A 14,126-nucleotide genomic window follows, 5' to 3' on the forward strand; every position below is an offset into this window, starting at 1 on the left:
GGGAAAGGGGTTAATGAATATGTCCAATTTCGCCAGCCGAATTTTGGTTGTTGACGATGAAGAACGGATTCGCCGTTTGCTCAAAATGTATTTGGAAAAGGAAGGCTACGTCATTGATGAAGCGGAAGATGGGGAATCTGCGCTACAGATGGCTACGGCTACGGACTATGCGCTGATTTTGCTCGACGTGATGCTCCCGGGAATTGACGGCGTGGAAATGTGCTCCCGTCTTCGTCAAGTGAAAGCGACGCCTGTCATTATGCTGACGGCGAAAGGCGAGGAAATGAATCGCGTGCAAGGATTTGAAGTAGGTGCTGACGATTATGTGGTTAAGCCATTCAGCCCGCGCGAGGTCATTTATCGGGTGAAGGCGATCTTGCGCCGCTCCTCGGCTACTGCTTTTTTGACGAAGGAAGTCAATTCCAGCAACAATATCGTATTCCCGCATTTGGTCATAGAGCATGATGCCCACCGCGTAACAGCGGCAGGCCAGGAAGTGAGCTTGACGCCAAAGGAATATGAGCTGCTGCATTATTTGGCTGTTTCGCCGGATAAAGTGTTTTCCCGTGAGGAATTGCTTAAGGATGTATGGAATTATGAGTTTTTCGGTGATCTCCGCACCGTTGATACGCATGTCAAGCGTCTGCGCGAGAAGCTGAACAAAGTGTCGGGCGACGCAGCTGCCATGATTACGACGGTATGGGGCGTCGGCTACAAGCTTGAGGTGCCAAAGTAATGAACTGGAGGAAGTACTCTCCTTTTCTGCTGTGGCATAGCGTCGTTGGCAAGCTGTGGGTAACGATTATTTTGCTCGTGGCTGTCGTTCTTCTGACGCTTGGCGTATTTCTCGTGCCCTATATCGGTTATTTGTTTGAAAAAGATGCCAGCCATGAAGTGATGCTGCTGTTCGTCATCGTAGCAGTTATCGGTTTTCTGATGTCGACCTTCTTTGCTTTTTTTCTATCGCGTAAAATCCAGCAGCCGCTGCTTGAGCTGAAGGAAGCCGCGGATTCGATTTCGCAAGGAAATTATCAGATGCGGGTGAAGATCCGCTCCAATGATGAAATTGGCGAACTGGCGAATACGTTCAACAATATGACTGAGCAGGTCGACAAGCTGATTCATGATCTTAATCATGAGAAGGAACATTTGTCGAGCATATTGCGCAGCATGGGGGATGGCGTTATTACGTTTGATGCTGAGGGCGAAATTATTTTGACCAATCCGCCAGGGCATCTGCTAATAAACCGCTGGGCTGATCTGGATCAGGAGTGGGGAGATGCTTTCTACGATAGTACGAAGCCTTATTGCTCGGTTCCTGGGCCGCTGCTTGATATATTTGAGAAGGTCATGGATGAAGGCCGCGACGTTACAAATAAAGTATACGTGCACAACAGCATGTGGTCGGTCGTTATGGCTCCACTAATGCTGGATGGCGTTGCCCGCGGAGCGGTCGCGGTCATTCGGAACGTGACGGAGGAGCATAAGCTGGAGAAGCTGCGGCGTGACTTTGTAGCAAATGTTTCCCATGAGATTAGAACGCCGCTTTCGATGATGCAAGGCTATAGCGAAGCGCTGCTAGACGATATTGTCGCTTCCCCAGAGGAGCGCAAGGAGCTTGTGCAGGTCATTTATGATGAATCGCTGCGCATGGGCAGGCTGGTCAATGATTTTCTGGATATGGCGCGGATGGAAGCCGGGCATGTGGAGCTGAATTTGCGGCAGTTCGATTTGCAGCAAATAATCAGGCGTGTGCATCGCAAATTCCAGGTATTTGCCAAGGAGCGGGAAGTCATGTTCAAGACCGAGCTGCCTGATTTGCCGCTGCTGCTGCTTGGGGCGGATGAAGACCGGCTGGAACAGGTGCTGACGAATTTGCTCGATAATGCGCTGCGGCATACGCCGCTTGGCAAATCTGTGACGATTGCAGCAAGCCCGATGACGATTAACCATACCGATTATATCCAAATGCAAATTAAAGACGAGGGACAAGGCATTCCTAGCGAGGACTTGCCGTATATCTTTGAGCGCTTTTACAAAGCAGACAAATCGCGCAAGCGCGGCACCTCTGTAGGAACAGGCCTCGGTCTTGCGATCGTCAAAAACATCATCACCCAGCATAATGGACAAATAGAAGTAGACAGCATACTCGGCAAAGGGACAACCTTTACGCTGCTGCTGCCTGTCGAAACAAAGCATTAGCTGTCAAGGCGCTCCGCTAGGAGCGCTATTTTTTGTTGAAAAGAAGCATTAAATCTTGTTGCTCGTGAAACATTTGAATAAATGGAATAGAGTTGTCATTGGGCCTGAGACGCTCAATCTCGTCGATATCGGAGCCTTAGCTATAACTATCACTCCAAGACATCTATGGCTGTAAAAGCCGATTAGAAGGTGTATAGCAGCCTGCTGTCAGGTAAAGAGCATGGAACAGGAGTAGGGGAGAATAGTGCAGAATATAGCAAGCCCAGCGGCAAACAAAAACCCCGAAGTGTCAACAACGACCACTCCGGGGTTTTTCGCAAGGACAGAAGTCCGTATTAGATTTTGATTTCTTTTGCAGTGTTCAGCTCAGTCAAGTTCGTTAGCTGCTCAAGAACCTCTTTAGGCGTTCCTTTGTCAACACGCAATACCATAATCGCGGAGCCGCCCTCTAGCTGACGACCAACCTGCATCGTTGCAATGTTCACGTCATTCGTTCCAAGCAACGTACCTACGCGGCCGATAATACCAGGCTTATCGTTATGCGAGATCAGGATTAGATTGCCTTCTGGCGTAACATCGACAGGGAAATTGTCAATTTGAACGATACGCGGGCCATAACCAGTAAGCAGCGTTCCGGCAACAGTGCGATCTTCCTTCTTCGTGCGCAGCGATACGGTTACGAGATTTGTAAAGTCTTTTGAAATATGCGATTTTTGAACGACGATGTTTACATCGCGCTCTTTAGCAAGGTGCATCGAGTTGACGACATTCACTTGCTCAGTACCAAGGTGGTGGGACAGAATGCCTTTGACAACGTAGCGAGTCAGTGGCTGAGTATCTACTTCTGCAAGATCACCGGAGTAACCGACAACGATTTCTTGTACCGGACCGTCGGTCATTTGGGAAATAAAGCTGCCCAGCTTCTCGCCAAGAATGAAATACGGTTGAAGCTTGCTTTGCAGGCCAGCCGGAATTGGCGGCATATTAACCGCATTGCTGAACGGCTCATCGCGCAAAATGTGCAGCACTTGCTCCGAAACGTCGATCGCAACGTTTTCTTGCGCTTCAACTGTCGATGCGCCAAGGTGAGGCGTTACGATAATTTTCGGATGCTTCAGGAACGGGTGGTCCTCAGCTGGAGGCTCAACTTCAAATACGTCGAACGCTGCTCCAGCAACGATGCCATTATCGATCGCATCAACCAGAGCAATTTCATCAATGATGCCGCCGCGAGCGCAGTTCACGATGCGCATGCCGGGCTTCATAACAGCAAATTGGTCTTTGCCAATCATATGATGAGTCTCAGGTGTAAGCGGAGTATGAACCGTCATGAAATCTGCATTGCGGACAATTTCTTCAACCGATGCAAGCTTGATGCCAAGCTTCTCAGCACGCTCTTCCGTCATAAACGGATCATAGCCAAGAATGTCCATTCCAAAAGCTTTCGCACGTTTGGCCACTTCGCTGCCGATACGGCCCATGCCAAGAACGCCTAGTACTTTGTTGCGAAGCTCTACGCCAAGGAAGGATTTGCGATCCCAAACGCCATTGACCGTTTTCATGTAAGCTTGAGGAATATGGCGGGCTACAGCCATCATCATGGCGAAAGTATGCTCGCAAGTTGTAATCGTATTGCCGTCTGGAGCGTTAATAACGATAATTCCGCGCTGCGTTGCAGCGTCCAGATCGATGTTGTCTACGCCAACGCCTGCGCGTCCAACGACTTTAAGAAGCTTGCCGGCTTCCATAATGCGTGCTGTTACACGCGTTTGGCTGCGAACGAGCAGAGCGTCGTATTCGCCAATAATGGCTACGAGCTCGTCCTCGCTTAAACCTGGTTTTTTATCGACAATGATATCTTCCGCGTCTACAAGCTGTTGGATGCCCAGATCGCTGATGGGATCGGATACTAGCACTTTAAACATAAGTAGATTGCCCCCTAAAATTTTTGCGAATGTTAAAATCATTTCGTAAGCTACATCAGGTGTGATACTAAAATAAAAACCGCCCTTGCACACATGCGCATGCGAGGCGAGAGTTTCATATAGTCAAACGGCTCCTCGATTCATGTCGAATGAAAGAAAGGATAGCCTTTATCATTTTAAAGCATTAACATGGACAATTGCAATCCTCAAACTTGATCAAATGTGAAATTTTTTGATATGATTCATGCATTGCCTGCTTAAATAGATAAAGGGGAGAGACGAGACATGAATAATTGGGAAGAGATCGAAGCGGATGTTTTTTTGCAGCTTTTGGAGAAAGGAAATATAGAGGCAGGGCAAGTCATTGACGTTCGGGAGTCGTTTGAATGGGACTATTATCATCTAGAGCAATCTACGCTTATACCGATGAATACGATTCCTCATCACTTGGGACAATTAGCGGATGACAAGCCGCTTTATATCGTATGCGCACATGGCGTACGCAGCGCTAATGTTTGCGGATATTTAGAAAAGCAGGGCTATGGCAGCCTCCACAATGTAACCGGAGGAATGGCGGCCATAGCCCTGCTTCAAGGGTTTCAATACGACTAGCACAAGCAGTCTTTTAAGATGAGGTATTAGTGAAGAAAGGCAGCAGCGGCAGCACTTCCTTGCTGTACATTTGCTCGAAGCCGCTGCTATAGTCGCCATTGCGTACGGCGGCTGTATTCATCAGCAGCTCAGCAATGGCAGCGATGGAGCGGATTTTCATTTTGCTTGCTTGCCCCGTCTTAATAAATTCATCGATCCGGATAACCAGATCCTGCGGATAGAAGTTCGTTAATTGCTTATGCGACAACAAATGGTCAGCCATCAATTTGTTTTTCACAATAAGGGGCAGCTTGTTCCATTTACTGATTTCCAAAATATTCGGGAACTTGTATTCGTTAGGAATGTCGCTGTTTACGGTAGCCGCCCATTTCATCATCGCGCTGTAATACGATTGCTGCGAGGAAAGGGATTGCTTCACAGCTGCCTGGTAAATGGAATCGTCATTAACGGCTGCGATGAGCTTCGCAGAATTGAGCGTCTTCGCTTTGTTCGCCGCTCTGTTTGACGTTTGCTCAAACAATTCAAGGCTTTTAATAACACTCGTCTGTGCTTCGCCGAGCAGTGGCGATTGCTGCATATTGAAGGAAGCGACCTCGCCTGCTTTTTTCTTGGCTAGCTTGGACAAATCCTTAAATATGGCGTTGCCATCGGCTGAATCATCCTGCTCCAGTTTTTTCAAAGCATTGAACCATTCGTTTTGGAATTCACGGTAGGGCAGAAATACAGTATGATAGTAGGAGACAAGATCTTGCTGCTGATACGGAGTCGGCTTGGATTTAGCCTCACTGTTTAACTGTTTCATTTCGTAGCTGGTTTTAGTTTGCTCACTGCCGTACTGTACTCCATAGAAAAATGCGCCGACTGCGCAAACCAGCATAAAAATAAAACCAATGCTGTAAAACATGGCGGAACGGGTTAGCTGCTTTTCCATAACAAAACTCCCTTTTATGTATGTATTCATTATTGCTCTCTTTTGCTGCCTGTGCGTACAGGTGAATTTACATCAAAAATACGAACCTCCAGGACGGGCGGGAAGTTATGAAAAAATTCGACATCCGTAAAATTCGAGTGCGCAAGGTGACCGTTGACGAGCTTGACGATCGCATGCTGCTCATTAATTTGTACATGACGCAAGCACTTACTTTTATTATCGGCTTGATATGGGTTTTATTTCAGCGTCAGAGCATAATTCATTTATTTCATTTTCCAAAAGAGCTTGCCGTCGTATGGTTTGGACTAGGATTAGCGGCGGTTGTACTCATAGTAGATTTGTCCATTTCCCGCTTTGTGCCTGATGAAGCAGCCGATGATGGCGGCGTAAATGACCGGATTTTCCGTGAACGCCCGATTTGGCATATTATCGTATTGTCGTTCGTTGTCTCGGTATGCGAGGAGCTGCTTTTCAGGGGCGCTTTGCAGCACGCTTTCGGGCCATATTGGACAAGCATCATCTTTGCAGCCATTCATGTCCGGTATTTAAAGCATTGGATTCCAACTGGACTTGTGTTTTCCATCAGCTACGGCTTAGGATGGATTTATATACAAACCGGCAGCTTATGGGCCCCAATTCTTGCACACTTTGCGATAGATATGATTATGGGCTTTATTATCAGATTCAGGAGGGAACCGAAAGGGCAATTATGAGCAGGGTACAAAAATTCGGGAAAGCCACGCGCAAAGGGCCGTCGCCCGAGAAAACGGAAGCTCCCCGAATCGATGAAGAGGGAAGGGAGATCCTTCCCCCAAGACGGAAAAAGTTCCCTTCGGGCGCTAGCAAAGTAACGAGATGGTATTATAATGTATTGTTTTTTCTCTTTTTGAGTTTGGTCGCAGGACTGTTCTGGTACGGATTGAAATATGCGAATTAAGCTAACGGAGCACTTGGCTGTCCCAAGCTTCTAATTCGCGAGGCCCGTATCAATTGCAGCCGGATCGATGAAGCCATAGCCCTTGTCTTCAAGCTGCATCAGCAGCTTGTCAAGCGCTTCAGCGGTCCAGGCCAGCTCATGCATTAAAATGTTGGCGCCCGGGTGCAGCTGTTCCAGCACACTCGCGACAACTTTGTCAGGATCTCCGGGAGATTTCTGTTCCCAATCAAGCGAACCATTGGACCACGTCATGTACAGCATGCCGTGGTTTTTGACGATTTCTTTAACGCTATCGTTGCCGGAGCCATAAGGGGGCCGGAAAAACGTTGGCGCTTCGCCGGTTAGCTTCATGACGCTATCCTGAACATCAGCAACCTGCTGCTCTACTTTGGCGGCGGATTCTTTTTTCAAATTGATGTGGTCCCAGGAGTGGTTGCCGATCGTCTGTCCGCGCTCATGAATGAGCGTCAGCAAATCAGGGTTCGCTTTAACCCGGTAGCCGTTTACGAAAAAGATCGCCTTAGCCTTATGCTTGTCCAGCGTATCAAGCAGGCTGGTCAGCACCTCCTTGTTGTGCGGGCCATCATCAAAGGTCAGCAGCACAACTTTATCCGTCGTTTCTTTATCAAGCGGTTTGAAACGGTATACGCTGTCCATTTTGTACAGCTTGGCAGCCGGTGCCTTGCTTGGCGACGGCGTTGCTTCTTCTGATGGCGTTGGCTCCTCTTGCTGAAGGGCAGGAGAAGCGGCAGTCGGCTGCTCGGCTGCTTGGCTTTCCTGTGCCGAAGCACTTTCCTGCGGCAGATTGCTGCCAGACGGAACGCTTTGCTGGCTGCAAGCGGCAGCAACCAATGCAGCTCCCAAAAGAACAGCAAGCGATGCGGTCATTCGTTTAAACATAATGAACCTCCATTAATGTTGTAGTTGTCAATGGGTATTATTGTAGCATAATCAATCATGCTGTGTTTTGCAGGCCGCAGGATTTCCTTTATTAAGCAGGATAAATAAGAGGAGGCTAGCCACAATAAAGGGTGAAATCGAATATTGTTTGGGGATTTTTTAGGGCCCTAAATCAAGGAGGTTTTGTCCTACTATGAGGCTAAGAGGATTTCTTCTCGGAGGGCTTGCCGGGGCAGCCGCTGCTCTGTATGTTGCCCGCAAGCGTCCAGGTACAGCTGCACTTGCAGCTGGCGTGCTGGCGAGCGCTTGTTCAACGATTGGCCACAAGGCGATGTCCTTGTGGAATGACGATTGGACGAAAAAGGCTGTAAACAAGGGCCCAAAGCGTACAGACGATACCGCCGGAAAATTCGGAGACGGCTGGGTTCAGATTGAAGCAATGATGAACAGTGATCCAGAGCTGAAACAGCAAGCCGAAGAGATCATGGCGGAATCGTCGAACAAGACACATTAACCAACAGTTTCTGGAAGGAATCGTTTGAACGAGGCACTGAAAAAGTGCAGATTCGAACGATTCTTTTTGCCTATTTTAGGTGCAATCCGAGTTTGAACATGATAAAGTAGTTACATAGTTTGATTTGACCATTTTGGTCACATCTTCTTATAAATTTCATACGCTGTTACAACAGATGCTGCAGAGGAGGATCCTGTCATGAAGATCGAACGACTTAGTCAGGACAAGATAAAAATATTTCTGACGTTCGACGACCTGCTGGAACGAGGGATCCAGAAGGACGACATGTGGCGCGAAATTCCAAAGGTGCACGAACTATTCAGTGAAATGATGGATCAAGCATACAGTGAACTTGGATTCGATGCCAGCGGACCGTTAGCGGTCGAAGTGTTTGCCCTGCCGGCCCAAGGTATGGTCGTGATTGTCACTCGCGGCAAAATGAACGGAAGCTCGGAAGAGAGAACGTCCGATGATGATGACGCAGATGACGAAATTTACGAAATGGAAGTGACGCTTGAGCAAAGCGATATCGTCATGTATTCCTTTCGGGATTTCGAGGATGTTATACAGGTTTGCAGACAGCTGCAAGCCGCTGCCCTGACAGAAGATGGGCGCCTGTATGCTTACAATAATAAATATATACTGGCGCTGGAACCGGCTTTGATTGAAACGTCCCGCCACAATGCCGTTATTGCCCTGCTGGCAGAATACGGCGAAGCCACATCGGTCACTTATGCGATGCTGGAGGAATACGGGAAAGTAATCATGCCTTCCGAGGCTGTGAAAGAAATATGCACTCATTTTTTCAACTAGGCAATGCTTAAGCGAAGAGGGCGCAATGAACGGAGCATCTGCAGGAGCTGTTAAGCCTGCTGGTGCTCTTCTTCTTTTTATGTAATCGTACAAGCGCTGGTCGACACCAAAGTTAGGGAAACGGCAATGGCGCGAGGTGTTGCCATTATAATAATTGGTATATCCGATGTGTCTGTAGCGTTGTATAATAAAGAGGAACTTGACATCTCTGATTGGTTGGACAAGCAGGATTAGCTGGGCAGTAGGACACAGAATCTTGGTCTACACTGAACGGATGCATAATAATGAGGGCTATTACAGGGATGATGTAGAAATAGATAGGCTGCCTTCCGCTATCGAGGGTGGTTGCAGCAGGCACGGCATGGGGGGGGTGAAGAACGGCGATGATGTGGATCTCTGTCTTGACAGCAGCTGTGGCACCAGGAATAGCACTGCTGACTTATTTATATTTAAAGGACAAATACGATACGGAGCCTATTCATATGGTCGTCCGGATGTTCTTGCTGGGCGTGCTGATCGTGCTGCCGATTATGGTTGTGCAGCGCGGCTTGCAGCTTTGGTGGGGCGATAATCCAGTCGTTTTTTCTTTTATTCAATCGGCTGGCGTAGAGGAATTTATGAAATGGTTCGTTCTTTATCATTTTATTTACAATCATACGGAGTTTGACGAACCTTACGACGGCATCGTGTACGCCGGTTCCATATCGCTAGGATTTGCGACGCTCGAAAATGTGATGTATGCCTTTCTGGTTCCCGCGTCGTTCGGCTCGCTCGTTATGAGGGCGCTGCTTCCCGTATCGGGACATGCCCTCTTCGGCATTATGATGGGCTATTACGTAGGCAAAGCGAAGTTCGAGAGCAATGGCAAAAAACGCAGAAATTATATTATCGTATCGTTTCTGCTGCCGATTATGCTGCACGGCAGCTATGACTGGATTATGATTACGATGCGTTCCAGCTGGATCTGGTTCATCATTCCGTTCATGGCAGTGTTATGGGTCGTTGGCCTCCGAAAAATGCAGCGGGCCAACTCGCGATCGCCATTTCGTTTTTTGAAGCGGGATGAAGAGGTTAAATTGTAAGGCAGCCGTCCATACTGAAAGCTAGAGAATATTTTTCGATAAGCTGGAGGTAGGGATGGAAGCAGTCAGAGTGAAAGTAACCATTCGCTGCAATGTGTGTGGCGAGAAGTTCGTTTTGCGGGGCAAGCGCGAAGGCAGCGGCGTAGATACTGGTTTTAAGCAGTGCATTTGCAACAACATCGACGATCTTGATATTGAAGAACATAGTTTTTAAACAAATTGAATGCATAAAGCTCCTTTCAGCAAACCAAACTAACACCAGGTTTGCACAAGAAAGGAGCTTTTTGTATGGTTTATAAACGGATAAGCGCGGTGCTGTTCCCAATTGCGGCTATTTTGCTCGTAGGTTCGCTCTATTGGGGCTATCAGGAGCATCAGGAGAAAAACGCTGTATTGATGAAGGCGGAAAATCAGTATCAACGGGCGTTCCATAATTTAACTTACCATGTGGATAAGCTGCATCAGCAGCTTGGCAATACGTTAGCCGTCAATTCCACCTCGCAAGCGTATCACCGAAAAGGGCTCGTTAACGTATGGCGGCTCACAAGCGAGGCGCAGAACGAAATTAGCCAGCTGCCGCTGTCGATGCTTCCATTTGACAAGGCGGAGGAGTTTTTGTCGCGCATTTCCAATTTTGCCTATAAAACGTCCGTTCGCGATTTGACGAAGCAGCCGCTGTCTGAGGATGAATTCAAAACCCTCAAAACGCTGTACGCCAACTCCAAGGATATTTCAAAAGATTTGCAGGGCATGCAGGAAAAAGTGCTCTCGAATCATTTGCGCTGGATGGACGTTGAGCTTTCATTGGCTGCGAAGGAAGCCAAGGGCGACCAGACGATTGTCGATGGCTTCAAAGGTGTCGATAAGAAGGTAAGCAGCTATCCGGAAATTAACTGGGGTCCTTCGGTTTCAAGCATGTACGAGAAGCGCCCAATCAGCATGTTGAGCGGTAAAGCTGTTACGCCAGAGGAAATTAAGCAGCGCGCTGCCAAGTTTGCCGGCAAAAAAGGCGATGGCAAAGAAATTCGCGTTGCTGAAAATGGCAAAGGCACGGAATATGCCTCGTATTCCGCAGTGTTGTCCGAGCATAAGTCGGGCAGTACGATCCATATGGATTTTTCGCAAAAGGGCGGCCAACTGATCGCTTATATGGATCCCCGTGAAATTGGAGAGAAGCAGCTGGATATTGAGCAGGCGCGGTCTGCGGCTGAAAAGTTTTTGAATGAGCATGGCTTTGACGGCATGAAGGCGGTCAGCTATGACGCTTATGATAATGCAGGAACGTTCGGCTTCGTCGGCAACCAGGACGATGTACTGATTTATCCAGACAAGCTGACGGTCAAGGTTGCGCTTGATAATGGAGATATAGCGGCGCTGCAAGCGAATGAATATGTGTTCGAGCATCATAAGCGGACGCTGCCGAAGGCAGGCATCTCCAAAGCAGACGCGCGCAAGGCGCTGAACCCGGATATGAAAGTGTCCAAAGAGCAGATGGCGCTGATCAAAAATGATGACGGCAATGAAGTGCTGTGCTATGAATATACGGGCCGGATCAATGATAGCGATTACCGCATTTACATTAATGCAGACAGCGGTATGGAAGAATCGATTGAAGTGCTGTCTTCGCTTGACAAAGTGGCAAGTTCCGGTAAATAACCATATGGCTCCTCTCTATATGTCGTGTTATAATGACAGCATTATAGGGGGGAGCCAACTTGTTGCCGAAAATTAATCAAATGTTATTTTTCCAAATTGCTTCTTCTGATGAAGCAGAAGCTGCCATCGAGTACAAGGCGCGTATTGCCGAGGTGCTGGATGAAGGTTTTTTGATTGAGAACCCAATAAATAGCCAAAATGGCAGAATGAAAAGAATGTTTTTGGGAGACGAGCTTTCGGTCTATTTTGTATCGGAGGACGGAATCAAGCATTTCTTTAATTCCCACGTTCTTGGTTTCCGGGAAGACGTCGTCAAGCTGGTCAAAATTCGGAAGCCGGACCTTGACCAGATTACAAAGGTGCAGCGGCGCAATTTTCTGCGGGTAGCTGCAGAGCTTGAAATCGCAGTAAAAACGCCGGATCAGGTCCGCTTCGTGGCGCTTACAGATGATGTTGGAGGCGGCGGAATCTCGTTCATTTGCGATGGGAAATGGCCGATTTCCCAAGGTCAGGTGCTGGAGTGCTGGCTGCTTGTTCCTTATAAAAATGGGTCCATAGAGCATGCATCCTTCAATGCGGAAATCGTGCGGGTCGTAAAGCTTGAAACGGGGCGCAATCAGGCGATGATTAAATTTGCCGGCATTAATGATTCAGACCGCCAGCGGATTATTCGCTATTGCTTTGAGCGCCAGCTGGAATTCCGCAACCGCTGAATAGCTGGGCCGCCCTCTAGGCATGCTATCCTTTAACAGGGATAGAAGGGAATGATTGCATGGCTCGCGCGTCTGGGCAAAGCCGGAAACGGCAGGAGGGACAAGCTTCTGGCCAGTCTTTTTCAGTTTCGTTTGATAAAATAGGAAAAGGGCTCGGCATCGTGGCTGCCGCGCTGCTTATCGCATGTTTGCTTGCGCAAACAGCGCTGCAAAGCAGCACGGTCAGACACTTGCTGTCGGGAGCCGAGCGCATGGAAGGAACCCGTCTGCAAGGACAGGTTTCTTCATAATGCGTTCAAATGCCTAAAAGCAAGGTGGAGGGTGTTTTTGCATCCGCTCGTATAGTGTGGTATAATTTTCACGTCCGCAGGCAAAGCCTGCTTTTTTATTGAGAGGTTAGCGTCGCATCTGTCACGGTGTATCAAGCCAGCCATCTCGACATAAGGGGGGTTGACTTTTAGTGATGCAGCAAGACGGTGACGGCGAGCGGATCAACATTGCTATCGATGGACCTGCTGGGGCAGGGAAAAGCACAGTAGCGCGTAAAGTTGCCGAACAATTAGGATATGTATACATTGATACAGGTGCTATGTATCGAGCCGTGACCTATAGTTCGCAGCAGGCGGGCATTAAGCCGCAGGAAGCTGGCAAGCTTGCTGACCATGTGACGCATCTGGACATTAAGCTGCAGGCAGGCGACAATGGACAGACTGTATTTTTGAATGGGGAAAATGTCACCGAACAAATCCGTTCACGCGATGTGACGCTGAATGTGTCTCATTATGCGGCGAATGAAGCGGTCAGACAATTTCTTGGCGCAGCGCAGCGCAGGCTGGCTGAGGAGAAAGGTGTTGTAATGGATGGCAGGGACATCGGTTCCCATGTGCTTCCGAACGCTGAGTTGAAGGTTTTTTTAACAGCATCCGTTGAGGAGCGTGCGCTTCGCAGGTACAAGGAGCTAGCCGGCAAGCAGCCGGTGACGCTGGAACAGCTTGCAGAAGAAATTTCGCAGCGTGACCAACTGGATGAACAGCGGGAAATTTCACCGCTCGTCCGCGCTGAAGACGCAATCCTGCTGGACAGCACGGCGATGTCGATTGAAGAGGTCGCTCAGGCTATTGTCAAATTAAGCAGAACCAAATTGGCGGGGGCGAAGTAAACTATGTTATACCTGTTGTTCCGATTTCTTCTCCGCGTGCTTTATATATGCCTATTCCGTCTTGAAGCCAAAGGGCTTGAGAATATACCTGCTGACGGGCCGGTCATCTTATGCGCCAATCACGTCAGCAATTTTGACCCGCCTACGGTCGGTGTCAAAGTTCCACGGAAAGTCCATTATATGGCGAAAGCGGAATTGTTTAAAATTCCGGTTTTCGGACCGCTCATTCGGGCATTTGGAGCTTTTCCAGTTAAGCGCGGAGGCGTAAGCAAAGAGGCGATCAAATCAGCGATTACCCTGCTGAAGGAAGGCAATGTAATGGGTATTTTCCCGGAAGGCTCTCGCCGCAATCAAGGCGGGGAAGCGAAGAAGGGGGCGGCAATGATTGCGCTTCGCAGCAATGCGGTTGTTATACCTGTGGCAATTGTGGGTAATTATTCCTTGTTTCGCAAAGTAACGGTTTATTATGGCAAGCCGGTTGATCTTACCGCATTTATTGATGATTCTTCACCGGATAAGCTGGACCGTCTGACGGATGCGATAATGAAGGATGTTCGCGCTCTTATTGCAGCGAACAAACAAACATAGCTGTTTTAAATGCTGCTTAATGTTTCACTTTAGAACGTTGGCGGATTTAAATAAATTTGTAAGTTGAAAAGTTGTTGGATGAATTGAGGAGGTT

16 protein-coding genes are annotated in these 14,126 nt (G+C 48.3%); 13 read left to right on the forward strand and 3 right to left on the reverse strand.

What is annotated here, in order from left to right; translation table 11 throughout:
* Positions 1-19: 19 nt before the first annotated feature.
* Complete coding sequence (locus tag BBD42_RS22150) at positions 20-736, forward strand: response regulator transcription factor (protein ID WP_046231997.1); 717 nt, start codon at positions 20-22, stop codon at positions 734-736.
* Entirely contained in the window at positions 736-2,202 is a 1,467-nt protein-coding gene (locus tag BBD42_RS22155; protein WP_099519908.1) for an ATP-binding protein, read from the forward strand. The genes BBD42_RS22150 and BBD42_RS22155 overlap by 1 nt, the downstream gene beginning before the upstream one ends.
* Before the next feature lie 335 nt (positions 2,203-2,537).
* Here the strand turns inward: BBD42_RS22155 and serA are convergent, their stop codons facing one another.
* Positions 2,538-4,127, reverse strand: coding sequence for a phosphoglycerate dehydrogenase (gene serA / locus BBD42_RS22160; protein WP_099519909.1), 1,590 nt, complete (start codon positions 4,125-4,127; stop codon positions 2,538-2,540).
* Positions 4,128-4,412: 285 nt separating this feature from the next.
* Between serA and BBD42_RS22165 the strand changes: the two genes are divergently transcribed.
* A complete protein-coding gene (locus tag BBD42_RS22165) occupies positions 4,413-4,739 on the forward strand; it encodes a rhodanese-like domain-containing protein (RefSeq protein ID WP_099519910.1) in 327 nt (108 codons plus the stop codon).
* A gap of 13 nt (positions 4,740-4,752) precedes the next feature.
* Here BBD42_RS22165 and BBD42_RS22170 read toward each other — a convergent pair whose 3' ends face one another.
* The gene (locus BBD42_RS22170; RefSeq protein ID WP_099519911.1) at positions 4,753-5,670 is read right to left on the reverse strand and encodes a hypothetical protein; all 918 of its coding nucleotides are present in this window, start codon (positions 5,668-5,670) and stop codon (positions 4,753-4,755) included.
* A 107-nt stretch (positions 5,671-5,777) separates the two neighbouring features.
* Here BBD42_RS22170 and BBD42_RS22175 point away from each other — a divergent pair, with 107 nt between their 5' ends.
* Positions 5,778-6,383, forward strand: a complete 606-nt coding sequence (locus tag BBD42_RS22175; protein WP_056028870.1) for a CPBP family intramembrane glutamic endopeptidase — start codon at positions 5,778-5,780, stop codon at positions 6,381-6,383.
* A 254-nt stretch (positions 6,384-6,637) separates the two neighbouring features.
* Here BBD42_RS22175 and BBD42_RS22185 read toward each other — a convergent pair whose 3' ends face one another.
* Positions 6,638-7,507 (reverse strand): polysaccharide deacetylase family protein, encoded by an 870-nt coding sequence (locus BBD42_RS22185; protein ID WP_099519912.1) that lies wholly within the window; start codon positions 7,505-7,507, stop codon positions 6,638-6,640.
* A 193-nt stretch (positions 7,508-7,700) separates the two neighbouring features.
* Between BBD42_RS22185 and BBD42_RS22190 the strand changes: the two genes are divergently transcribed.
* The 9 genes from BBD42_RS22190 to BBD42_RS22225 all read left to right on the forward strand — a co-directional run bounded on the left by BBD42_RS22190 (position 7,701) and on the right by BBD42_RS22225 (position 14,032).
* Positions 7,701-8,021: a hypothetical protein gene (locus BBD42_RS22190; protein WP_099519913.1), complete on the forward strand. Its 321-nt coding sequence runs from the start codon at positions 7,701-7,703 to the stop codon at positions 8,019-8,021.
* Between the two features lie 198 nt (positions 8,022-8,219).
* Entirely contained in the window at positions 8,220-8,834 is a 615-nt protein-coding gene (locus tag BBD42_RS22195; protein ID WP_046232007.1) for a genetic competence negative regulator, read from the forward strand.
* Between the two features lie 383 nt (positions 8,835-9,217).
* Complete coding sequence (gene prsW / locus BBD42_RS22200; RefSeq protein WP_099519914.1) at positions 9,218-9,916, forward strand: glutamic-type intramembrane protease PrsW; 699 nt, start codon at positions 9,218-9,220, stop codon at positions 9,914-9,916.
* Between the two features lie 55 nt (positions 9,917-9,971).
* Positions 9,972-10,130, forward strand: a complete 159-nt coding sequence (locus BBD42_RS31855) for a hypothetical protein (protein ID WP_172455585.1) — start codon at positions 9,972-9,974, stop codon at positions 10,128-10,130.
* A 74-nt stretch (positions 10,131-10,204) separates the two neighbouring features.
* Positions 10,205-11,572: a germination protein YpeB gene (gene ypeB, locus BBD42_RS22205; RefSeq protein ID WP_099519915.1), complete on the forward strand. Its 1,368-nt coding sequence runs from the start codon at positions 10,205-10,207 to the stop codon at positions 11,570-11,572.
* A gap of 59 nt (positions 11,573-11,631) precedes the next feature.
* Positions 11,632-12,285, forward strand: a complete 654-nt coding sequence (locus BBD42_RS22210; protein ID WP_099519916.1) for a flagellar brake protein — start codon at positions 11,632-11,634, stop codon at positions 12,283-12,285.
* Positions 12,286-12,344: 59 nt separating this feature from the next.
* Positions 12,345-12,575: a hypothetical protein gene (locus BBD42_RS22215; protein WP_099519917.1), complete on the forward strand. Its 231-nt coding sequence runs from the start codon at positions 12,345-12,347 to the stop codon at positions 12,573-12,575.
* A 173-nt stretch (positions 12,576-12,748) separates the two neighbouring features.
* Positions 12,749-13,444 (forward strand): (d)CMP kinase, encoded by a 696-nt coding sequence (gene cmk / locus BBD42_RS22220; protein WP_056028853.1) that lies wholly within the window; start codon positions 12,749-12,751, stop codon positions 13,442-13,444.
* 3 nt (positions 13,445-13,447) lie between these two features.
* Entirely contained in the window at positions 13,448-14,032 is a 585-nt protein-coding gene (locus tag BBD42_RS22225) for a lysophospholipid acyltransferase family protein (protein WP_099519918.1), read from the forward strand.
* The last annotated feature ends 94 nt before the right edge of the window (positions 14,033-14,126 follow it).

The organism is Paenibacillus sp. BIHB 4019 (assembly GCF_002741035.1).
Lineage (GTDB): Bacteria > Bacillota > Bacilli > Paenibacillales > Paenibacillaceae > Pristimantibacillus.